The following is a 19,449-nucleotide window of genomic DNA, read 5'->3' as shown; positions in this document are numbered from 1 at the left end:
CACAGCTATGCCGGAACAATGAAGTTCTTGCAGGATTGTTGCAATTTGGGCAATCCGACCTGCAAAAAATAAACCAGTCAAACACCTTATACGGTCTAAAATTGATACGTGCACCAATCCCGATTGCAAGCCCGGCAATTTTTCGGTAGGGTATTTTCTGTACCTTTCCCACATTACGGACACCATCATGTTCCGGCTACTTAGAAAACTGCGATTTCTTTTTCTGTTTTTCGTTATCCTGCTTTATTGCCTGGTAAGAGCTATTGAAGCGCAGACAGGGGTATGGTACATAACGGATTACTTACTTGTTGTTCTTATCGTAGCCAGCCTGCTGGTCATCGGTCAGCAGGAACAAAAACTGCTGGTCTGGTTAGTCGGACTCGCCTTGTTGCAGACAGGCCTGATTCTCGCCGAACTCTGGATAGGTAAAACAACGGCCGAACTCTTGAAATCCGTTTTTGCAGTACTGTTTTTTCTATTAATGACCGTAGCCTGTATACGATTGACTCTCAAGGATAAAACAATAAGCGTGACGACCTTGTTCGGTTCACTGTCGGCTTATCTATTTATTGGTTTATCGTTTTCTTACCTGTATCTCTTTATGTATTCCCTGTACCCGGATTCCATATCCGGTCTGATGCCTCACACGGAAACTCGATCAATTTATTATTCCTTTATTACTCTCACCACGGTGGGCTTCGGAGATATTGTCGCCGACAGTCCGGTCATGCAATGCCTGTCCTGGATGGAAGCCTTTTGTGGCCAGGCTTATCTAGCCGTTTTTATTTCACAACTGGTAGGACGATACATTGCGGAAAGCATGATATCCAAAGAACAGGCAAGAAACATTTCACAACCATGACATCTCTGTGCATGACAAAAGAGTGCCACATTATTGATTGTTTGTTAGACTATAAATATAAATATTAGAATATAAGATCATTATGAGAGCAAAATTTTTTATTTATATCAATGATGAAGTCAATAAACAACCGGCGTTTACGGAACGTATCAGTTACGAGGAGCGCACCAGGCAGCAATTGGCAACCCAAATGCAATTGCTGACCGCTATGGTGGAAAACGCGGCTCGTTCCCATAACAAAGACGCCATGCCGATTGTGTTGTGCGCTGAAGATTTTTTTCAGGGCGGAGAAATCTGTACGGCGGCAGAAGAGAATGAGAAAAGCGGGCAATGTTATAACAGGGATATCGCCTATCATTTTATTGCCGGGGAATTAACCAGACTCAGCCTGCGTTATCCTGATGTGCTTATCATACCGGGAACCATGTACGTCAGTGTTCCCGCGACCCAGGATCCGTCCACACCGGATAGAAGTGTTTATGAGCAAAATAACGGAAAAAGACCGGGACGGATATACACACAAAATATAGCGCCTGTCCTGTACGGCGGAAAATTGATTCGTTTATTAAAAAAAGGGGATTATTTAATTGATACAAAAACAAAAACTCAACTGACAACCAGTGAACAGCATATTGCCGCCGCCACAGCCGGAAATAAACTGAAAGTCCCTTTTTATAATGAAGACACTCTGGAAGACATGAATAGTGGATTAATTCATTTGGGCAAAACCCCCTTGCCAGGGGAGGCAGCATTAATGACAGCCTTGAATATCAACCCGGATGAACTGTTTTCTCCGGTTTTTACTGTAAAAGGCATTACATTTGGCCTGGAAATTTGCGGTGATCACACCCGTCAAACGCTGGCGGAGGAGGATGTTGATTTTCATTTGATCTCGTCTAACGGGATCGGCTGGGCGTATAACGCCGGCCAGGAAAAGGGGTACCGTGTCCAGGCCGATGCCGAATCCCGGAATCTGACCTCCATTACCCGAAAGACGTCTTCCGATCTCATGCCGCTCAAGGATGCGGGAGGAGGACACTCGTCCGTCCTGAAACATCATGAATCCAATCCGTTAACCGCAATCCGTCACAACCTGGCCATGAAACAAGTCGTTGCCGTAATCAATGAGTATGCCATGCGGGCTCCCCGCCTGACCGGCGGTGTGTTTGTCGGCCAAAAACCACGACCATTCCGTGAGATGCAAGCGGTATTGGATGATTTAAAAGCGGAAAAAATCAGCGTACGTTCCGCACTGACTCAAATCATAGACATATCAGGGACAATGGGCAAGCATCACCCCATTAAAACCGAAGCACGGCGTGTGTTGAATCAAATAAACAACCCGCCCGCGCCAACCCACGCGCATACGCTGAAATAAAAACCTGGCCGGCCTGTGATAATATCTACGCCGATGGCGCACACACCCGGGTTGCAATTTTTTCAACTTGCTGCTCGGTTTCCGTACGATCAAAGAACAAAAACCGTCCCGTTGCAGCCATGTGCATCAAACCGGCGGCCGCATAGAAAATCCCTACCCCCAGAACAGCAAAGGCGATATTGGCAATGAGGGTTTTTAAACCATAAAAACGCTTATGCTCGAAGTTATGATCCTGCGAATGTAACGTCGTAAGGAATCGCTCCTGAAAGGCGCCATTGTGTTTCACATCCGGTGCGTTGATCTGCCCCCTGAGATTGCCGGCCAGAGCCACAGCGATATTGCCCTTTTCCCTGGCATCCTTGAAGGAGGATTTCCTTAACTGTTCACCATAAGCGTCCAATTCGGCGATACGACGCAGTACTTCACCTTTTTTTCCCGCAGACCAGAATGGCACCATGCCCTGCGGCAACCAGGCCTGACAAAAGGGTAATGCGCTATCCAGCTTTTCCTGGGTTACGCCCGTTGTATTCGTTAAATCACAATCGGTGAAATCAGCCAGGGAAACATCCACGTCGGAAATATCACCACCACTTAAATCCATGCCGGAAAAATTGAGCAACGCCTTGCGGCATGGCTCGGAGGCCTCACCAAGCAACGCCAGAAAATCCTCTTTATGACGAATGAACAACTCTTCCCGCACGCTCGATACCCAATGCGTCTCATACGTCATGGTATCCCGCTGCCCTTTCCCGTAAGAGGGATTGGAAACAACAACAGGCTGCATACCATAAAAAACCATATACTGAGATTTGGGAAACGAATCGTACGTCACCCGCTTAATGGTTTTAACCACCTCGGGATGGACATACTCCCCTTGTAGAAGGGCCTCCAAAGCATCCACATCGTCATGTGTTATCAAATCACGTAATGATCGCACCACCTGCCCATAATCGGAGGTTTCAACCGTGTATGGGATCGTATTGCTCTGATCCTTCCCGCCATGATTTGCGATATAGTCATGACGGGAAGGGAATTCTTTTAACTTGGCCATGGAAACATCCTTTTATAAATGAACGCATTATATACCCGAGATCCCACAAAATAAAATATACCCGTCAAGACTCGCGTACCCCTCCCAATCGGTCATCCAGCCGGGAATGGGTTTTGGTGTCTCTCATCCCGATATAAACCAGCAGTGAGCAGGCAATGCACGCCGTGACATACCAGTAAAAACCGCTTTCCATGCCGTGGCTTTTAAACCACAACGCCACGTATTCGGCTGTTCCCCCAAACACTGAAACGGTTAATGCGTAAGGCAGGCCAACACCGAGCGCGCGAATTTCAACCGGGAACAGTTCCGCCTTGACCACGGCGTTAATAGACGTGTAGCAACTGACGATCACAAAACCGGCCATAATCAGGAAAAAAGCGCCTTCCCGGGTTTGAACCGTATTGAGTAATGACAGAATGGGCACGGTAAAGACGGTGCCCAGCACTCCGAAGGCGATAAGAATCGGGCGGCGGCCAATCCGGTCTGACAAGGCTCCGATAATCGGTTGCAGCAACATGAAAAGAAACAGGGCCGCGCCGGAAATCATGGTGGCATCCGCCTTGCTCATACCGGCACTATTGGTTAAATACTTCTGCATGTAGGTGCTGTAGGTGTAAAAAGCCAGTGTACCCCCCATGGTCAGACCGACAACAATCAATACCTCCCGTGGGTGGCGCATCAGCACCCGAAGAAGATTTTCTTGTGGATTATTGCGCTTGTGCACAAACGAATCCGTTTCCTCCATACCCTTTCTAAGATACAACGCCACAATGGCCAGCAGCGCTCCGATAATAAAGGGAATACGCCAACCCCAGCTTTCCAGTTGCGCATCACTGAGAAACCATTGCTGCAATACAATTAGAACCGCCAGTGCAATCAATTGCCCGGCAATCAGCGTCACATACTGAAAACTGGAAAAAAACCCCCGCTTTTCCCGGGAGGCCATTTCGCTCAGGTAAGTCGCCGAAGTCGCGTATTCGCCTCCGACGGAAAGTCCCTGCAAAAGCCTGGCCAAAACCAAAAGCAGCGGTGCGGCCATGCCAATCGTGTCGTACGAGGGCGTACAAGCTATCGTCAACGATCCCAGACACATCATAAATACGGAAATCAGCAACGCTTTCTTGCGGCCTTTGCGATCGGCATAAACCCCCATAAGCCATCCTCCCAGAGGACGCATGAAAAAACCTACCGCGAAAATAGCCGCCGTATTCATCAATTGGGCCGTGAAATCGCCATGCGGGAAAAACGATTTGGCAAAATAGATGGAAAAAGCCGCGTACGCGTACCAATCGTACCATTCAATCAGATTGCCGATGGAGCCTCTGAAAATTGATTTCAAGCGCTCCGTCGTTGTTGGTTCTTCAATCATCGTTGCTGCCAGCACGTCACCGTTATTCATGCCCGTCTCCTTCCTGGGTCAACCCACGAGCCATTATAAACACAACACGGATGATTCCGGGGAAAGGCTCATGTTGCCCCGGAACAGTTATGGCGCCATTTTATCAGGATATCTGGAACAAAATTCCTGTCTTTTTAAGCCAACCGCTTAAACCGCCGTTTAAAGAAGCGACGCAAAACTTCGGTATGGCTGCGAGTTATGGATGTTTTTGAAGAAAAACAAATGGGTGGCAATGTCAGGCTGGACAGGCCCAACATTGCTGGCAGGATTAACCGACACGGCTATACCCGGCATCCACGAACAAGGTATGGGCGTTGATCATGTCGGCTTCCGGCTGGCACAGCAAATAGACGGCATTAGCCACATCGGCCGGCGTCAACGGTCTGGCAGCCAGTGAGTGAGCCTGATATTCATCCAGCAATTGTTCCCGGTTGGGGAAGTGTTTCAGGGCATCGGTATCTACCACGCCAGCCGATATGGTGTTGGCTGTAATGCCGTACTCCGCCAGTTCCAGTGCCAGTGAGCGCACCAACGCTTCCAGAGCGGCTTTGGACGCACCTATAAACGCATAATTGGGAATCGCTCGTTCCGCTCCCAGACTGGACAAGGCGATCACCCGACCACCGGACGGCATAAGTTCCCTGCCGGCCGTCACCAGATGATTAAGAGCCAGGGCATTGGTTTCCAGACACCATCGCCAATGCTTGGTTGACATTTTCAACGCCGGTTTCAGAACCCCGCTCGCGGCGTTACTGATTAAAAAATGAAGCTGATTAAAATGCTGCCGGAACTGGGCAAACATCTCCTTGACGGATTGATGATCCGCCACGTTGGCCTGCAATGCGATAGCTTGCCTGCCCATATCGGAAATGTCTTGCACCAGAGTTTGAGCTTCATCGGAACTGTTGTAATACACAATGGCTATGTCGCAACCGGCCTGAGCCAGCTTTAACGCGGTCGCTTTTCCGATACCACGCGCACCTCCGGTTATCAATGCAACTTTATTGGCGAACAGCATACTCATGACACCCCTCTGAAACAAATCAGGCAACCTAGCGCGAATCCGTCGTTCTGTCAACGTATCCTCGCCATGGAGCATGAGCAATATTATGACTACTAAGTCCATTCCGGCAAAAGACGGTTCGGGTGCCACCACATCATCTTTTTCATACATCCTGAACAATAATACCTTGTCTATACGACCCCAACTTTGTACTATCGTGCAATCATTTTATGCACTATTTGGAACTGATGAAATACTCCTGGTCAAACAGCGTACTGCCCATCGCCGCTATTTTTTGCTTCCGCATGCTGGGCCTTTTCATGCTGATCCCTGTTTTTACCGTTTTTGCCAACCACCTGGAGAGCGCGACACCGACATTAATTGGTATTGCCCTTGGCAGCTATGGTCTCAGTCAGGGTATTTTACAAATGCCGTTTGGGATATTGTCCGATAAAATCGGCAGAAAACCGGTCCTGACCATCGGTTTGCTTCTTTTTATCCTCGGTAGTTTGCTTGGCGCATTAACTCATTCCATTTACGGTATGATACTGGCACGCGTTTTACAGGGAACCGGGGCTATTGGCAGCGTTTTAATCGCCTTGATGGCCGATTTAACCCCGGATCGGGAGCGCACCAAGGCAATGGCCGTTATTGGCATGACCATAGGGATTTCCTTTAGCCTTGCCATGGTTATCAGCCCATCCATTACCCACCATTATGGATTACCCGGCATCTTCTATCTCACAGCCGTATTGGCAACATCGGGATTAATTCTCTTGCATCTGGTGATCCCGTCACCGTCCAGGGAATCCTTCCATGCTGACAGCGAAACCAATCCTTCCTTGCTTAAAAGCGTATTTTTCAATCCGCAATTGCAACGTTTGAACGCGGGAATATTCCTGCAACATTTTATCCTGACCTCCACGTTTTATGTGGTTCCATTACTGCTGAGCCAGCAAGTGCGCGACGGTCACCTGTCCCAACAATGGCATTTTTACCTGCCGGTAATGATTTTTTCCTTCCTGGCCATGATCCCCTTCATCGCAGTGGCAGAACGCAAACAAGCCATGAAACCCGTTTTTCTCTCATCCGTGCTCATCGCCGGCTTATCACAATGGTGCCTGGCATGGACTCACCATCACCAGGTAAGCCTCTGGATATTTATGGTCACTTATTTTATTGCCTTTAATATTCTGGAAGCCAGCTTGCCTTCCTTAATTTCGAAGCAGGCCAATCCCCATACCAAAGGCACCGCCATGGGCATTTATTCCAGCAGTCAGTTTCTGGGCATTTTTCTGGGCGGCACCGCCGGCGGCCTGCTGTTTCAATTGGGTGGAGCCAATGCCATTTTTTACACCAATGGGCTGGTTTGCGTGTTCTGGCTGGCTGTTGCCTGGTCTATGACGCCCTATGCTTATTTATCAACCATCATTATAAACGGTCAGGATTTTGACGCGACAACATTACAAATCGCTATCCGTCGTCTCAGCCGGTTAAAGGGAGTAAGTCACGTCCGCTATAACAGGGAAGACAACCATTTTCAACTGCGTGTCATCAAAAGGGAATACCGCACGGGTAGTGCGGAGAACATTCTGGCCGATATCCACTAATTGCAAAAATGCCTGGAAATCTATTCATGAAGATATCCTCCCAAACCTACGAAAATGGAATGAGATTCGCTATAATACTTCCTTAACTTTCGCAGCAGGAGAATATTATGGCACGAGGGATAAACAAAGTTATCCTCATAGGTAATGTAGGTGTCGATCCCGACGTCCGCTATATGCCCAATGGCAACGCCGTCACAACCTTGTCCATCGCAACCAGCGAAACATGGAAGGACAAGCAAACCGGCGACCGACAAGAGCGCACGGAATGGCATCGTGTCGTTTGCTTTAACCGTCTTGGTGAAATAGCCGGTGAATACGTTCGCAAAGGTTCCAAGCTCTATATTGAAGGCAGCTTGAGAACCCGCAAATGGCAGGATCAACAAGGGCAAGACCGCTATACTACGGAAATCGTTGCCAACGATATTCAAATGCTTGACGGGAAGGGAACCGCTTCGGCCGGCGGCTACGACGATGCGGGTGCAGGGCAACAACATCCCCCGGCAGCAGGAACATCACGCAAAACCCAACAGCCTCAAACAGCACCTCAGGACGCCTTTGATGAACTGGATGATGATATTCCGTTTTAGGAATTCCTGATCTGACGTCGACTTGCTGACTCAGCCCTTTTCAGGTCAGCAAGCAACGATATACCCATATTTTCAGCCATGGAATGAACTATCAACAAGTCCTATAATTTAAAGAGGAAAATATATTGTTGATGGTTTTATATGGCTCGCTGTCAATTTCGTTGCTCGTTTGCAAATACGCAAAAACTACCATTAATCTTACAAGCGGAGACTACGAAACAGGCTAATGTCAACGGTCTGGTGCAATTTCTTACAGACGACAATCCAATATTCAAAGACTGGTTGCTGCGTTATGGGGTCATTCTGTTTCGAGGATTCCATGTTAACACGCCGGATGAATTTTTAGCGTGTATTCAGGCGAGTGCTTTAGGGCCGCATTACAATTATGACTTCTGCCCTGTCCCGAGAACGAAACTTCGAGAAGGTGTTTTTACCTCATCCGAGTTTCCGGCCAGATACAATCTGGCGTTACATAATGAAAAATCATACAGTTCGGAATTTCCAAGCCATATTTTTTTTAATTGTAACATTGCCCCAAAATCAGGTGGCCAGACATCACTGGCAAATGGCCACAAAATATGGTTATCTCTCCCTGACTTTTTACAGCAAAAATTGCAAACCCAAGGCATTTTGTATCGCAAGCATTATTATGGTAATGGCCTGACATATAAAATAATTCAATTATTAGCCAAAAATCCCGTCTACAAAACCTGGATGGACGAGTTTCAAACCAATGATAAACACACGGTTGAACAGTTACTTGCTAAATCAGGTGAACAAATCTTGTGGAAAGGTAATGATTTAATAACTGAAAAATACCTTCCTGCGTTTTATATACATCCGGTCTCAGGGAAAATAGTCTGGTTTAATCAAAGTAATCAACTTGCCAGCCACTGTAACGCCGTGAATGATTACGTAGAAGAAATCACAAAAAACGTTCTCATACGTCATATTTTATTACATAGAAGCTTACACCCGCATATGGCTTATTATGGTAATGGTAAATCAATCAGCAAGAAAGACTCTTGCTATATCAGTCAGGCTTTTCAAAAAAATACGGTGCTACACGCGTGGCAACCCGGTGATCTCATGATCATCGATAATTATGCCTGCCTGCATGGTAAAACACCCCATACCGGAAATCGGCTAATTCTGGCAGGTATGACCAGGCACACTTATCAGAAGGCTAACAGTCATGACTAATACTATTTGGCAAAAAAAATTTTCAATTGGTGAGCTTTATTATGTTAATGAGTTGGAAACACGCAGCTTAATCTATGAAATTTTTTATCAAAACAACTATCTGCAAGATTATCTGACACTGACTCCTGGCGCGGTGATTTTTGATGTAGGTGCTAACATAGGGATTTTTTCACTTTTTGCAATGCAATACTGCAACAACAAAGCGGAAATCTACAGTTTTGAACCTATTCCACTTACGTTTTCCTGTTTGCAGAAAAATTTACGGCGATTTGGCAATAAGATTCATCTTTACAAGACAGGAATTAGTCACGTAGCCAAAGCATGCGATGTGGATTTTACACTTTTCGGAAATAATTTTGCGACAGCGACTTACAAGCCTCAGGATAAAATTATCTCGAACTACCAACCTCTGCTTAACTATAATACATTACTTGCAATGTCGTCACTAACCAATAAAAAACTTTATTATCAATTAAGGTTTTTACCTTTTCTGAGAAATTATCTGATTGCCGGACACTATAAAAGACAAACGACTCCGACCCTGATAAAGGGCAGGTTGATCTCACTGGGAAATTTTATAGAAGAAAATCAAATAAGACATATTGATCTGTTAAAAATCGATGTTGAAGGCTGTGAAGCGGACGTTATCAAAAGTATCAAACCCCACCAGTTTACCAATATTAAACAATTAAGTATTGAAGTACATGATATTAAAAACCGCGTTGCGAGGCTGACTTCCTATTTAAAAGGTCACGGCTATATTATCCGTGTTCAGCGGAATCCCTTTTTGGAAAATCTGGGATTTAATCACCATATGGTATATGCAAAGCGGGATGAAAAATAGGTTTGGATGACATTTGATGTTATGAAATGTCATCCAGTCTAAACATAAGCGAATACAAAAAAACCCACATAAGTGGGTTTTATAAAACAGACAATGGGTCACTTATTCCTCGCTAGAAGAATCTTCAGCCGGTCTATCTACCAATTCAATAATCGCCATTGGCGCATTATCACCTGCTCTGTATCCGCACTTTAAAACACGGACATAACCGCCAGGTCTTTCGACATATCTGGGCCCAAGATTGGTAAATAATTTACCTACTGCAGTTTTAGAGCGTAATCGATCAAAAACGTGACGTCTGCTCGATACGGAGTCTGATTTACTCACGGTAATCAACGGCTCAATGTAGCGTCGTAGCTCTTTCGCTTTAGGTAATGTTGTTTTAATTATTTCATGCTCTATCAAGGAACAGCACATATTTGCATACATGGCTTTTCTATGACTGCTGGTTCGGCTCAATTTACGGCCTGTATTACGATGACGCATGTGTAAAACTCCTACAATTATTCGCCCAGGTTAGCTGGTGGCCAATTTTCCAGTTTCATCCCTAGTGATAAAGATCTTGATGCCAGAACATCTTTTATTTCTGTAAGGGATTTCTTTCCTAAATTGGGTGTTTTTAACAATTCATTCTCGGTTTTTTGAACCAAATCACCAATAAAATAAATATTTTCAGCTTTCAAACAATTTGCTGAACGAACCGTTAACTCCAGATCATCGACCGGTCTTAATAAAACCGGGTCAAAATCATTTCGTTCTTTATTGTCCGAACGTGATTCCTCAAATTTCATATCTACAAAAGCATGCAGCTGTCTTTGTAAAATAGACGCCGAAATTCGAATAGCATCCTCAGGATCGAGCGTACCGTTCGTTTTTAAATCTATAGTTAACTTATCAAGATCCGTACGGTTTTCAACGCGAGCACTATCTACAAAGTAAGCAACCTGTATTACAGGAGAAAATGTATTGTCAATTTTCAATTTACCGACAGATTTCTTCTGAGTTTCTTCATCAAGATTTCTAACAAATGAATCTGTAGAATGGAACCCAACTCCTCTTTCCACCTTCAGTGACATGCTGAGTTTACCGTTTTCATTCAAGTTGGCAATAACTAAATCAGGATTAACAATTTCTTGTCCATGAGTTAATTCGATATCACCAGCCGTCACTACACCGGGACCTTCCTTATTAAGATATAACAGGGCTTCATTTCCAGTAGTGAGGTTGATCGCAACTTGCTTCAAATTCAGAAGAATGTCGACCACATCTTCCTGAACACCTTCGATAGTACTGTACTCATGTAACACGCCGTCAATAGAAACTTCCGTAATGGCACAACCAGGCATGGATGACAGCAAAATTCGTCTTAATGCGTTTCCCAGAGTATAACCATATCCTCGTTCCAAAGGTTCTAAAACTATCCTTGAATGGTTAGGTGACTCTGATTGCACTTTCAGTACAGAAGGTGTCAACATTTCGTTTATTTCAGTATACATTCAGCTAGTCTCCGAGCTTACTTAGAGTAAAGTTCCACAACTAAATTAACATTATAGTCGGAAGAAAGGTCATTTAACGTGGGTGCCGTTGCAAACGTCCCTTTCATGGCACTTGAATCTACCGTTAACCAATCACAGGGTGCACGTTGTTCAGATAGCGCAATTGCAGCCTGAACACGACCCTGACCTTTCGCCTTTTGACGCATGGAAATTACGTCGCCCGGTTTGACCAGGTACGAAGCAATATTAACTACCATATCGTTTACAAGAATTGCCTTGTGAGAAACAAGTTGTCTTGCCTCGGCACGAGTACTTGCAAAGCCCATCCTATACACAACATTATCAAGTCGGCTTTCCAGCAATACCATAAGGTTTTCACCGGTTGAACCCTTTTGACTTGACGCTTTTTTATAATAATTACGAAACTGCTTTTCAAGAACACCATACAAGCGACGGATTTTTTGCTTCTCTCGCAACTGGATACCGTACCCGCTTAATCTTGGCCGTTTGTCCGCATGTTGTCCCGGCTGTTTTTCAGACTTGCACTTTGACTTATGATCCCGCACTCCACTTTTTAAATATAAGTCTGTACCCTCTCTTCTGGACAGTTTGCACTTTGGTCCTAGATATCTAGCCATTAATTACTCCTGAATCTCTTATATACGACGTTTTTTTGGCGGCTTACAACCATTATGGGGTATGCCGGTCACATCAGTGATTGCACTAATTTTGAAATCTTGCGCAATCAGTTCACGAATAGTGGAATCACGTCCAGGTCCCGGACCCTTTACAAAAACTTCCACTGATTTAACCCCATATTCCTTGGCTACTACAGAAGCTTTTTCAGTTGCAACCTGTGCCGCGTAAGGTGTACTTTTTCTAGACCCCCGGAAACCCGAACCACCTGATGTTGCCCAGCATAACGAGTTACCGTGTCGATCAGTAAAAGTCACAATCGTATTATTAAATGACGCATGAATATGCACTATACCATCTGATACATCGCGTTTAATTTTTTTTCTTGTCTTTTGCTGCTTAGATTTTGCTATAGCCATCTTATATTCCTAAAAATTAGTTACTTGTACCTTTACGGCGACCTTTTCGTGTACGCGCATTGGTTTTTGTACGTTGTCCACGCAATGGCAGTCCACGTCTATGCCGTAATCCTCGGTAGCATCCCAGGTCCATAAGTCGCTTAATATTCATGGTCACAACACGTCGCAAGTCACCTTCGACAGTCAGCTTGGTGATTTCATTTCGCAAGGCTTCCAGCTTTTCTTCTGAAAGTTCAGAAACCTTGGTTGCCATATTCACGCCTACAGCATTACATAATTTTATAGAGGTTGTTTTTCCTATTCCGTAGATCGATGTAAGTGCAATCACTACATGCTTGTGATCCGGTATGTTAACACCTGCAATACGAGCCATTAAATTCTCCGATCGTTATTTTGCTCTGCCAGAAAGGGACAGAAGAATACTATTTTATTGATCCAAAATCAAGCAAAGTTTAACCTTGCTTTTGCTTATGCCGAGCGTCTTTGCATATAACCCTTATGGTTCCGCTTCGTTTAATAATCTTGCAATTACGGCATATTCTTTTTACTGATGCTCTAACTTTCATTTATAATAACTCCGAAATAATCACAAAAGACCGGGCAATTTTGTCCCTTTGAAATTGGCCTTTTTCATCAATGAATCATATTGCTGTGTCATCAAATGGGCTTGTATTTGCGCTACAAAATCCATAATTACAACTACGATGATTAAAAGTGAAGTTCCGCCAAAATAGAAAGGCACATGCCAGGTGTACATTAATATCTGTGGCAACAGACAAACCAACACCAAATACAGCGCACCTATTAACGTTAGTCGCGTCATTACAGAGTCGATGTATTTCGTTGTTTGCTCACCAGGTCGAATTCCTGGAATGTAAGCGCCTGATTTTTTTAAATTATCAGCTGTGTCCTTGGGATTGAACACCAAAGCCGCATAAAAGAAAGCAAAAAACAGTATTGCTGCCGCATAAACAATTAAATAAAGCGGTTGTCCCGGTGATAATGCCATACCAATATCAGACAGCCAACTCATACTTTTCCCTCTGGCAAAAAATTGTGCCAGTGTTGCAGGCAACAATATAATGCTTGAAGCAAAAATAGGAGGTATTACTCCGGACATATTTATTTTAAGCGGCAAGTGACTGGTTTGAGCAGCATAAACTTTTCGCCCATGTGTTCTTTGCGCATAATTAACCCTTATACGTCTTTGCGCCCTTTCCATAAAGACAACAAATCCTGTCACCACAATCACAATAATACCTATCAACACCAGTATAAGCCCTTGCATTTGTCCTTCACGAACCTGCTGGAACACGGATGCTATTGCGTTAGGCATGCTCGACACAATACCGGAAAAGATGATAAGTGAAATACCATTACCTACGCCTTTCTCAGTTATCTGTTCTCCGAGCCACATTAGAAACATGGTACCTGTCGTCAAGGTAGCAACGGAGGTGAAATAAAATGAGAAGTCACCATGCAAGGCAATATGTTGTCCAGCCAGCCAGCGTGTCATTCCCAGGGACTGGAATACAGCGAGCACGAGGGTAAGATATCGCGTATATTGATTGATCTTGCGTCGCCCGGCCTCACCTTCCTTTTTAAGTTGCTCAAGCCTGGGAGATACGACAGAAAACAATTGAATAATAATAGATGCCGATATGTATGGCATAATCCCTATAGCAAAGACTGTCACTCTTGAAAGGGCGCCGCCTGAAAACATATTGAACAACCCGAAGATGGTATTTTGTTGTTGCCCAAAAAAATTAGCCAGCTTTTGCGGATCAAGACCGGGCACAGGAATATGTGCACCCAGTCTGTAAATCAGAATTCCTATTATTACAAATAGCAATCTGGATTTGAGTTCTGCCAATCCTCCCCTGGACTGTCCGGCTGTCTGCTTCGCATTATTCATAGTTATTCTTCTACACTTCCACCTGCCTGCTCAATAGCAGCACGAGCGCCTTTGGTAACCCGTATGCCTTTCAGTTTCACAGGAACAGTTATCTCTCCTGACAGAATAACCTTAACACTTTTTATGGTGCTATTGATTAAGCCAGCTGAACGTAAAATTTCCATATCAATCACTTCGGCAGTGATTTTTGACAATTCACCCAAGGTTATCTGATCGTTTGTTTTTCCAACACGTGATTGAAAACCCATTTTTGGAAGGCGTCTTTGAATCGGCATTTGGCCGCCTTCAAAATTTATTTTATGGAAGCCTCCGGCACGTGCTTTCTGACCTTTATGGCCTTTTCCACTTGTTTTGCCAAGACCGGATCCTATTCCTCGTCCGAGTCTTTTTTTAGCGGGTCTTGAACCGGGATCAGGCGTTAATGTATTTAAATTCATTTTGCACTTTCCTCAACTTGCAATAAATAATCGACGGAATTAACCAAGCCGCGTATTGCCGGGATATCTTTGTGTACTACGGAACTGTTTATCCTGCCTAACCCCAACTGCTTTACGATCTGAACATGCTTTGGTTTTCGGCCGATAGTACTTTTAACTAATGTTATTTTTAGGTTTTTGCTCATAATTAATCCGCCATCACTTCTTCAACAGTTTTACCGCGTTTTGCAGCAACGTAGTCCGGAGTTCCGATATTTGTAAGAGCACCAATAGTAGCACGTACTATATTACTAGGATTCGTGGAGCCAAGACTTTTTGCAGAAATATTTTGAACACCCAATACTTCCAATACGGCGCGCATTGCACCACCTGCAATAATCCCCGTACCTTCGCTGGCAGGTTTCATAAAGACCTTGGACGCGCCGTAATTCCATGTAATTTCATGATGAATAGTATTACCTGCCAATGGAATATAGGTCATATTCTTTTTAGCTTGTTCCATCGCCTTTTGAATGGCAATTGGTACTTCTCGAGCCTTACCACGCCCGTAGCCTACCTTACCTTTTCCATCGCCAATTACCACGAGAACTGCAAACCCGAAAACTCGTCCACCTTTTACAACCTTCGCGGTTCTTGTTACCGATACCAGTTTTTCCTGGTATCCGTCACTAAGTTTTGATTCGTCAAATGCCATAACCGTTCCTTAAAAATTCAAACCAGCTTCACGCGCGCCATCAGCCAAAGCTTTGACTCGGCCATGATATTTGTAACCGCTTCGATCAAATGAAACATCGCTATTAATTTCTTTTTCCTTGGCACGCTTGGCAAGCAATTTACCAACTTGACGTGCTTGCTCCAACTTTGTTCCAGACAGACTGGTCTTTAATTCTTTATCAATTGTTGATGAAGAAGCCAGCACTTGATCACCATTTTCCCCTTGAATTACTATCTGGGAATAAATATGTGAAGCGCTTCTAAATACTACTAACCTTGGTTTGCCAGAAGTTTTAATTATTTTTTTGGCCTTTAAGCCACGCCTTTCACGCTTATCATGCTTATCATGCTTTTTCATAATCTAACCTTATTTCTTCTTAGCTTCTTTACGCGCAATTTGTTCCCCGGCATATTTCACACCTTTCCCTTTGTAAGGCTCCGGTGGTCTTAAGCCTCTAATCTCAGAAGCCACTTGACCCAACTGCTGCTTGTTAATGCTGCGTAATACGACTGTCGTATTGCTGGGCGTTTCAACTGTAACACCTTCCGGTAAGGAATAATTGATAGGATGTGAATATCCCAATGACAGTGTCACTGATTTACCACTCGCCTGCGCACGATATCCCACGCCGACAAGTTCCAGCGTTCGATCAAAACCTGTTGTTACACCTTTAACCATATTATTGACCAAGGCTCGCGCAGTACCCGCTTGCGCCCATCCCTTAGGATCATTATTGGCTGGCTTGAACTCTACCAGGCTGCTATTTTCCTTATCAACCGAGACATTTACCAATCTGTTCAGATGTTGTTTCAGTTCCCCTTTAGGACCCTTAACAGTCAATTCGCCTTTTCCCACATGAATCTGCACGTTTGCAGGAAGGAGGATTGGGGCTTTTGCTACTCTAGACATAATTTTCCTCTCGCAACTATTAGGCTACTTCACAGAGTATTTCGCCACCAACACCATTTTTTCTTGCGGATTGATGTGTCATTACTCCTTTTGACGTAGATATAATGGCAATACCAAAACCGGAAATTGATGGTAAGTTATTTGATGATTTATACACTCTTAATCCAGGTCTGCTAATACGTAATATTCGCTCTATAACAGGACGGCCATGATAATATTTAAGAGTGACCGTCAGTTTCTTCAGGTTATTCTCCAATGGCTCAACCGTATAGTCAGTAATATAGCCTTCTTCTTTCAATACTCGCGCAATCTCTTCTTTCAAATTAGATGAAATCAGAGCGACATTTTGATGTCTAGCCTGTTGACCATTTCTAATTCTTGTCAACATATCAGCTACTGGATCATGCATACTCACCGTTATTTCTCCATAGAAATTGATTTACCAGCTGGATTTACGTCCACCTGTGACATTACCAGTCATTAATTCTTGTCTTATACAAATTCTGCATAGTCCAAATTTGCGATACACGGCATGCGGCCGTCCGCACTGCTGGCAACGCGTACTATGTCTGACCGGATTTGAATTTACTGGAAGTTTTGCCAATTTTAATTGCGCTTCCATAATTTCATCATAGTCCTGTGAAGATTTTATTATGACTTTCAAAGCCTTTCTTCGTTTACTATGTTTTGCCACTAATCTTGAACGCTTGTTAGCGCGTTCCAGCATCGATTTCTTTGCCACTGTTTTTACCCTTCTTAGTGTTTGTCTCTGTCTTTTAGAGGCAGGTTAAAAGCTTCCAGCAAGGCCTTGGCTTCTTCATTCGTTTTAGCACTTGTTGTAATACAGATATCCAAACCTCTTATGCCGCCCGTTTTATCAAAATCAATTTCAGGAAATACGATTTGCTCATGGATACCCATACTATAATTTCCCGTACCATCAAATGATTTCGGATTTAATCCTCTAAAATCTCTTACCCGTGGCAGTGAAATATTAATGAGTCTGTCAAGAAACTCATACATACGTTCACGACGCAACGTGACTTTACAACCAATGGGCCAGCCTTCCCTTATTTTAAACCCTGCCAGGGATTTTTTAGCCTTGGTAACCACTGGTTTCTGGCCGGCGATAAGAGTCATGTCCTCTACGGCATGATTCATAACCTTTTTATCACCAACAGCTTCACCGACACCCATATTCAGGGTAACTTTAGTTATTTTTGGTACTTGCATTACATTTTTGTAACCGAATTTCTTCATCATCATTTCGGTTATTTCTTTTTTATACAACTCTTTAAGTCTTGCCATTTCAGCCACCTAATTAGACTAAATCAATCACTTCGTTATTTGATTTAAAGTATCGTACTTTTTGGCTAACGCCATCTTTCTCAATAAATCTGAAACCGACCTTGTCAGCTTTCTTTTCAATCGGGTTATACATTGCCACGTTAGAGACATGCAATAATGCCTCAATCTCTATTATGCCACCCTTTTCGTTTGCCTGAGGGTTAGGTTTTATATGTTTCTTTACGAGATTCGCACCATCCACAATGATTTTTTCACCCGCAACTTTCTTCACCTTACCGACATGACCTTTACTTTTACCGGCGATTACAATGACAGTATCACCTGTTCTGATACGCTTCATATCTAATCCTTCTTACAAAACTTCAGCGGCAAGAGAAATGATTTTCATAAATCTCTCTCTTAACTCACGTGTAACCGGTCCAAATATGCGTGTTCCTATCGGCTCATCCTGATTGTTCAGTAATACTGCCGCATTACCATCAAAACGGATGAGCGAACCATCATCTCGACGAACACCTTGACTGGTTCTCACAACAACGGCTTTCATTACCGCACCCTTTTTAACCTTACTGCGTGGAATTGCATCTTTAATGCTTACTTTAATTACATCACCGACGCGAGCATAGCGTCTATGCGAACCACCAAGCACTTTGATACACATCACTTTACGTGCGCCGCTGTTGTCTGCAACATCAAGCACAGTCTGCATTTGTATCATTCTTATCTCCAGCTCTAATTTCGACCAGAAAAAGGTTGCTGATTATATCAGCACTCCTGGCATTTTAAAAGTGTTCAAATCATATCAGGACAATACTTCGACTAAAACCCAAGTTTTTGTTTTGGAGAGAGGTCGACTTTCACGTATTTTCACCGTATTACCTATTTTGCTCACCTGATTTTCATCATGTGCATGAAGCTTGGTACGGCGTTTCATAATTTTGCCGTATTTGGGGTGCTTAACAGTGCGCTCTACCAAAACCACTATGGTTTTTTGCATTTTGTCACTTACGACTTTACCGACCGCTGTTCTTGCACTTGATTCATTATTCGACATGATTCTTTCCAACCTTTTCAGTCATAATCGTTTTTACTCTTGCCACTGATCTTCTAACCTGAGCCACAACATGGGTTTTATCCAGTGAACCGCTTGCTTTTTTCATCCGCAAATTGAATTGATCCTTGCGCAATCCCAGCAACTCGGCATTTAATTCTTCCATGGTCAGACTTCTTAGCTCATCATTCGTTTTCATTACATCACCTTTCTTTCTTCAAACATGACCTTGAAAGGCAATTTGGCTTTCGCTAGATTAAACGCCTCCATCGCCAATTCTTTAGAAACACCTTCCATCTCAAACAGGATTTTGCCCGGCTGAATCTGGGCAACCCAATATTCAACGCTCCCCTTTCCTTTACCCTGACGAACTTCAAGTGGTTTTTGGGTTATAGGCTTATCGGGAAACACTCGTATCCATATTTTACCGCCACGTTTGATGTGACGAGTCATCGCACGTCGAGCAGCCTCAATCTGGCGTGCAGTTAAGCGACCACGCTCTACTGCCTTTAGTCCGAATTCACCGAAACTAACTGTACTTCCCCGTTGAGCCAACCCGCGGTTGCGGCCTTTCATTTGTTTACGAAATTTTGTTCGTTTAGGCTGTAGCATGATTAAAAATCCTC

Annotated in this window: 30 protein-coding genes; 7 read left to right on the top strand and 23 right to left on the bottom strand. The window is 43.9% G+C overall.

Going from position 1 to position 19,449, the window contains the following annotated elements:
• The first annotated feature begins 187 nt into the window (after positions 1-187).
• Together CKW05_RS02135 and CKW05_RS02130 are read left to right on the top strand one after the other, a co-directional pair.
• Positions 188-862: a potassium channel family protein gene (locus CKW05_RS02135; protein WP_058483702.1), complete on the top strand. Its 675-nt coding sequence runs from the start codon at positions 188-190 to the stop codon at positions 860-862.
• An 82-nt stretch (positions 863-944) separates the two neighbouring features.
• Positions 945-2,240 (top strand): hypothetical protein, encoded by a 1,296-nt coding sequence (locus CKW05_RS02130; RefSeq protein WP_058483703.1) that lies wholly within the window; start codon positions 945-947, stop codon positions 2,238-2,240.
• Between the two features lie 25 nt (positions 2,241-2,265).
• Here CKW05_RS02130 and CKW05_RS02125 read toward each other — a convergent pair whose 3' ends face one another.
• The gene (locus CKW05_RS02125; RefSeq protein ID WP_058483704.1) at positions 2,266-3,291 is read right to left on the bottom strand and encodes a hypothetical protein; all 1,026 of its coding nucleotides are present in this window, start codon (positions 3,289-3,291) and stop codon (positions 2,266-2,268) included.
• A 64-nt stretch (positions 3,292-3,355) separates the two neighbouring features.
• Positions 3,356-4,690, bottom strand: a complete 1,335-nt coding sequence (locus CKW05_RS02120; protein WP_058483705.1) for an MFS transporter — start codon at positions 4,688-4,690, stop codon at positions 3,356-3,358.
• An 89-nt stretch (positions 4,691-4,779) separates the two neighbouring features.
• On the opposite strand from CKW05_RS02120, the gene CKW05_RS15585 reads away from it, so the two are divergent.
• On the top strand, positions 4,780-4,902 hold the full coding sequence (locus tag CKW05_RS15585) for a hypothetical protein (RefSeq protein WP_269457747.1): 123 nt from the start codon (positions 4,780-4,782) through the stop codon (positions 4,900-4,902).
• A gap of 56 nt (positions 4,903-4,958) precedes the next feature.
• On the opposite strand, the gene fabL is transcribed toward CKW05_RS15585, so the two are convergent.
• Complete coding sequence (gene fabL, locus CKW05_RS02115) at positions 4,959-5,714, bottom strand: enoyl-[acyl-carrier-protein] reductase FabL (protein WP_058483748.1); 756 nt, start codon at positions 5,712-5,714, stop codon at positions 4,959-4,961.
• Positions 5,715-5,941: 227 nt separating this feature from the next.
• On the opposite strand from fabL, the gene CKW05_RS02110 reads away from it, so the two are divergent.
• The 4 genes from CKW05_RS02110 to CKW05_RS02095 all read left to right on the top strand — a co-directional run bounded on the left by CKW05_RS02110 (position 5,942) and on the right by CKW05_RS02095 (position 9,937).
• Complete coding sequence (locus tag CKW05_RS02110) at positions 5,942-7,303, top strand: MFS transporter (RefSeq protein WP_058483749.1); 1,362 nt, start codon at positions 5,942-5,944, stop codon at positions 7,301-7,303.
• Between the two features lie 107 nt (positions 7,304-7,410).
• Positions 7,411-7,890 carry a single-stranded DNA-binding protein gene (gene ssb / locus CKW05_RS02105; RefSeq protein ID WP_058483706.1) on the top strand — a complete coding sequence of 160 codons (480 nt, stop codon included), beginning with the start codon at positions 7,411-7,413 and terminating at the stop codon, positions 7,888-7,890.
• A gap of 141 nt (positions 7,891-8,031) precedes the next feature.
• Positions 8,032-9,093, top strand: coding sequence for a TauD/TfdA family dioxygenase (locus CKW05_RS02100; RefSeq protein WP_058483707.1), 1,062 nt, complete (start codon positions 8,032-8,034; stop codon positions 9,091-9,093).
• Positions 9,086-9,937, top strand: a complete 852-nt coding sequence (locus CKW05_RS02095; protein WP_058483708.1) for an FkbM family methyltransferase — start codon at positions 9,086-9,088, stop codon at positions 9,935-9,937. The genes CKW05_RS02100 and CKW05_RS02095 overlap by 8 nt, the downstream gene beginning before the upstream one ends.
• A 102-nt stretch (positions 9,938-10,039) precedes the next feature.
• On the opposite strand, the gene rplQ is transcribed toward CKW05_RS02095, so the two are convergent.
• From rplQ to rplP, 20 genes are all read right to left on the bottom strand, one after another.
• The gene (rplQ, locus tag CKW05_RS02090) at positions 10,040-10,423 is read right to left on the bottom strand and encodes a 50S ribosomal protein L17 (protein ID WP_082642788.1); all 384 of its coding nucleotides are present in this window, start codon (positions 10,421-10,423) and stop codon (positions 10,040-10,042) included.
• A 17-nt stretch (positions 10,424-10,440) separates the two neighbouring features.
• A complete protein-coding gene (locus CKW05_RS02085) occupies positions 10,441-11,433 on the bottom strand; it encodes a DNA-directed RNA polymerase subunit alpha (protein WP_058483709.1) in 993 nt (330 codons plus the stop codon).
• Positions 11,434-11,450: 17 nt separating this feature from the next.
• The gene (gene rpsD, locus CKW05_RS02080; protein WP_058483710.1) at positions 11,451-12,071 is read right to left on the bottom strand and encodes a 30S ribosomal protein S4; all 621 of its coding nucleotides are present in this window, start codon (positions 12,069-12,071) and stop codon (positions 11,451-11,453) included.
• Between the two features lie 18 nt (positions 12,072-12,089).
• Positions 12,090-12,488: a 30S ribosomal protein S11 gene (rpsK, locus tag CKW05_RS02075; RefSeq protein WP_082642789.1), complete on the bottom strand. Its 399-nt coding sequence runs from the start codon at positions 12,486-12,488 to the stop codon at positions 12,090-12,092.
• A 16-nt stretch (positions 12,489-12,504) separates the two neighbouring features.
• Positions 12,505-12,861, bottom strand: a complete 357-nt coding sequence (gene rpsM / locus CKW05_RS02070) for a 30S ribosomal protein S13 (RefSeq protein WP_058483711.1) — start codon at positions 12,859-12,861, stop codon at positions 12,505-12,507.
• 79 nt (positions 12,862-12,940) lie between these two features.
• The gene (gene rpmJ / locus CKW05_RS02065; RefSeq protein WP_010946099.1) at positions 12,941-13,054 is read right to left on the bottom strand and encodes a 50S ribosomal protein L36; all 114 of its coding nucleotides are present in this window, start codon (positions 13,052-13,054) and stop codon (positions 12,941-12,943) included.
• 20 nt (positions 13,055-13,074) lie between these two features.
• A complete protein-coding gene (gene secY / locus CKW05_RS02060) occupies positions 13,075-14,403 on the bottom strand; it encodes a preprotein translocase subunit SecY (RefSeq protein ID WP_058483712.1) in 1,329 nt (442 codons plus the stop codon).
• A gap of 2 nt (positions 14,404-14,405) precedes the next feature.
• A complete protein-coding gene (gene rplO / locus CKW05_RS02055; RefSeq protein ID WP_058483713.1) occupies positions 14,406-14,840 on the bottom strand; it encodes a 50S ribosomal protein L15 in 435 nt (144 codons plus the stop codon).
• A complete protein-coding gene (rpmD, locus tag CKW05_RS02050) occupies positions 14,837-15,025 on the bottom strand; it encodes a 50S ribosomal protein L30 (protein ID WP_058483714.1) in 189 nt (62 codons plus the stop codon). Before rpmD ends, rplO begins: the two co-directional genes overlap by 4 nt.
• A 2-nt stretch (positions 15,026-15,027) precedes the next feature.
• Complete coding sequence (rpsE, locus tag CKW05_RS02045) at positions 15,028-15,534, bottom strand: 30S ribosomal protein S5 (protein WP_058483715.1); 507 nt, start codon at positions 15,532-15,534, stop codon at positions 15,028-15,030.
• Between the two features lie 9 nt (positions 15,535-15,543).
• Positions 15,544-15,912 (bottom strand): 50S ribosomal protein L18, encoded by a 369-nt coding sequence (gene rplR, locus CKW05_RS02040; RefSeq protein ID WP_058483716.1) that lies wholly within the window; start codon positions 15,910-15,912, stop codon positions 15,544-15,546.
• A 9-nt stretch (positions 15,913-15,921) separates the two neighbouring features.
• Positions 15,922-16,464 carry a 50S ribosomal protein L6 gene (gene rplF, locus CKW05_RS02035; RefSeq protein WP_058483717.1) on the bottom strand — a complete coding sequence of 181 codons (543 nt, stop codon included), beginning with the start codon at positions 16,462-16,464 and terminating at the stop codon, positions 15,922-15,924.
• Positions 16,465-16,483: 19 nt separating this feature from the next.
• Entirely contained in the window at positions 16,484-16,873 is a 390-nt protein-coding gene (rpsH, locus tag CKW05_RS02030) for a 30S ribosomal protein S8 (RefSeq protein ID WP_095140540.1), read from the bottom strand.
• Positions 16,874-16,903: 30 nt separating this feature from the next.
• Positions 16,904-17,191, bottom strand: a complete 288-nt coding sequence (gene rpsN / locus CKW05_RS02025; RefSeq protein WP_126340022.1) for a 30S ribosomal protein S14 — start codon at positions 17,189-17,191, stop codon at positions 16,904-16,906.
• A gap of 29 nt (positions 17,192-17,220) precedes the next feature.
• Positions 17,221-17,772, bottom strand: coding sequence for a 50S ribosomal protein L5 (gene rplE / locus CKW05_RS02020; RefSeq protein WP_058483719.1), 552 nt, complete (start codon positions 17,770-17,772; stop codon positions 17,221-17,223).
• Positions 17,773-17,785: 13 nt separating this feature from the next.
• Positions 17,786-18,112: a 50S ribosomal protein L24 gene (gene rplX / locus CKW05_RS02015; RefSeq protein ID WP_058483720.1), complete on the bottom strand. Its 327-nt coding sequence runs from the start codon at positions 18,110-18,112 to the stop codon at positions 17,786-17,788.
• Between the two features lie 12 nt (positions 18,113-18,124).
• Positions 18,125-18,490: a 50S ribosomal protein L14 gene (gene rplN / locus CKW05_RS02010; RefSeq protein ID WP_058483721.1), complete on the bottom strand. Its 366-nt coding sequence runs from the start codon at positions 18,488-18,490 to the stop codon at positions 18,125-18,127.
• Positions 18,491-18,574: 84 nt separating this feature from the next.
• Positions 18,575-18,829: a 30S ribosomal protein S17 gene (rpsQ, locus tag CKW05_RS02005; protein ID WP_095140692.1), complete on the bottom strand. Its 255-nt coding sequence runs from the start codon at positions 18,827-18,829 to the stop codon at positions 18,575-18,577.
• Positions 18,816-19,022, bottom strand: a complete 207-nt coding sequence (gene rpmC, locus CKW05_RS02000) for a 50S ribosomal protein L29 (protein WP_058483723.1) — start codon at positions 19,020-19,022, stop codon at positions 18,816-18,818. The genes rpsQ and rpmC overlap by 14 nt, the downstream gene beginning before the upstream one ends.
• Positions 19,022-19,435 (bottom strand): 50S ribosomal protein L16, encoded by a 414-nt coding sequence (rplP, locus tag CKW05_RS01995; RefSeq protein ID WP_058483724.1) that lies wholly within the window; start codon positions 19,433-19,435, stop codon positions 19,022-19,024. Before rplP ends, rpmC begins: the two co-directional genes overlap by 1 nt.
• Positions 19,436-19,449: the final 14 nt, after the last annotated feature.

The sequence above is a fragment of the Legionella spiritensis genome, assembly GCF_900186965.1.
Lineage (GTDB): Bacteria > Pseudomonadota > Gammaproteobacteria > Legionellales > Legionellaceae > Legionella_C > Legionella_C spiritensis.
Note: the sequence above shows the minus strand (reverse complement) of the source record. Positions and strands in the feature narration are given on the sequence as shown.

Excerpts from the sequence above, each read along its gene's own strand:
- rpsN (WP_126340022.1), bottom strand. The coding sequence starts at position 17,191 with ATGCTGGAACGCGCTAACAAGCGTTCAAGATTAGTGGCAAAACATAGT.
- rplE (WP_058483719.1), bottom strand. The coding sequence starts at position 17,772 with ATGGCAAGACTTAAAGAGTTGTATAAAAAAGAAATAACCGAAATGATG.
- CKW05_RS02135 (WP_058483702.1), top strand. The coding sequence starts at position 188 with ATGTTCCGGCTACTTAGAAAACTGCGATTTCTTTTTCTGTTTTTCGTT.
- rpsK (WP_082642789.1), bottom strand. The coding sequence starts at position 12,488 with ATGGCTATAGCAAAATCTAAGCAGCAAAAGACAAGAAAAAAAATTAAA.
- rplO (WP_058483713.1), bottom strand. The coding sequence starts at position 14,840 with ATGAATTTAAATACATTAACGCCTGATCCCGGTTCAAGACCCGCTAAA.
- CKW05_RS02120 (WP_058483705.1), bottom strand. The coding sequence starts at position 4,690 with ATGAATAACGGTGACGTGCTGGCAGCAACGATGATTGAAGAACCAACA.
- rplR (WP_058483716.1), bottom strand. The coding sequence starts at position 15,912 with ATGAAAAAGCATGATAAGCATGATAAGCGTGAAAGGCGTGGCTTAAAG.
- rplP (WP_058483724.1), bottom strand. The coding sequence starts at position 19,435 with ATGCTACAGCCTAAACGAACAAAATTTCGTAAACAAATGAAAGGCCGC.
- rplQ (WP_082642788.1), bottom strand. The coding sequence starts at position 10,423 with ATGCGTCATCGTAATACAGGCCGTAAATTGAGCCGAACCAGCAGTCAT.
- rpsE (WP_058483715.1), bottom strand. The coding sequence starts at position 15,534 with ATGGCATTTGACGAATCAAAACTTAGTGACGGATACCAGGAAAAACTG.
- rpsH (WP_095140540.1), bottom strand. The coding sequence starts at position 16,873 with ATGCATGATCCAGTAGCTGATATGTTGACAAGAATTAGAAATGGTCAA.
- rpsM (WP_058483711.1), bottom strand. The coding sequence starts at position 12,861 with ATGGCTCGTATTGCAGGTGTTAACATACCGGATCACAAGCATGTAGTG.
- CKW05_RS02095 (WP_058483708.1), top strand. The coding sequence starts at position 9,086 with ATGACTAATACTATTTGGCAAAAAAAATTTTCAATTGGTGAGCTTTAT.
- rpmD (WP_058483714.1), bottom strand. The coding sequence starts at position 15,025 with ATGAGCAAAAACCTAAAAATAACATTAGTTAAAAGTACTATCGGCCGA.
- rplX (WP_058483720.1), bottom strand. The coding sequence starts at position 18,112 with ATGAAGCGTATCAGAACAGGTGATACTGTCATTGTAATCGCCGGTAAA.
- rpsD (WP_058483710.1), bottom strand. The coding sequence starts at position 12,071 with ATGGCTAGATATCTAGGACCAAAGTGCAAACTGTCCAGAAGAGAGGGT.
- rplN (WP_058483721.1), bottom strand. The coding sequence starts at position 18,490 with ATGATACAAATGCAGACTGTGCTTGATGTTGCAGACAACAGCGGCGCA.
- CKW05_RS02100 (WP_058483707.1), top strand. The coding sequence starts at position 8,032 with ATGGCTCGCTGTCAATTTCGTTGCTCGTTTGCAAATACGCAAAAACTA.
- CKW05_RS02085 (WP_058483709.1), bottom strand. The coding sequence starts at position 11,433 with ATGTATACTGAAATAAACGAAATGTTGACACCTTCTGTACTGAAAGTG.
- CKW05_RS02110 (WP_058483749.1), top strand. The coding sequence starts at position 5,942 with ATGAAATACTCCTGGTCAAACAGCGTACTGCCCATCGCCGCTATTTTT.
- rpmC (WP_058483723.1), bottom strand. The coding sequence starts at position 19,022 with ATGAAAACGAATGATGAGCTAAGAAGTCTGACCATGGAAGAATTAAAT.
- ssb (WP_058483706.1), top strand. The coding sequence starts at position 7,411 with ATGGCACGAGGGATAAACAAAGTTATCCTCATAGGTAATGTAGGTGTC.
- rpmJ (WP_010946099.1), bottom strand. The coding sequence starts at position 13,054 with ATGAAAGTTAGAGCATCAGTAAAAAGAATATGCCGTAATTGCAAGATT.
- fabL (WP_058483748.1), bottom strand. The coding sequence starts at position 5,714 with ATGAGTATGCTGTTCGCCAATAAAGTTGCATTGATAACCGGAGGTGCG.
- CKW05_RS02125 (WP_058483704.1), bottom strand. The coding sequence starts at position 3,291 with ATGGCCAAGTTAAAAGAATTCCCTTCCCGTCATGACTATATCGCAAAT.
- CKW05_RS15585 (WP_269457747.1), top strand. The coding sequence starts at position 4,780 with ATGGCGCCATTTTATCAGGATATCTGGAACAAAATTCCTGTCTTTTTA.
- rplF (WP_058483717.1), bottom strand. The coding sequence starts at position 16,464 with ATGTCTAGAGTAGCAAAAGCCCCAATCCTCCTTCCTGCAAACGTGCAG.
- secY (WP_058483712.1), bottom strand. The coding sequence starts at position 14,403 with ATGAATAATGCGAAGCAGACAGCCGGACAGTCCAGGGGAGGATTGGCA.
- CKW05_RS02130 (WP_058483703.1), top strand. The coding sequence starts at position 945 with ATGAGAGCAAAATTTTTTATTTATATCAATGATGAAGTCAATAAACAA.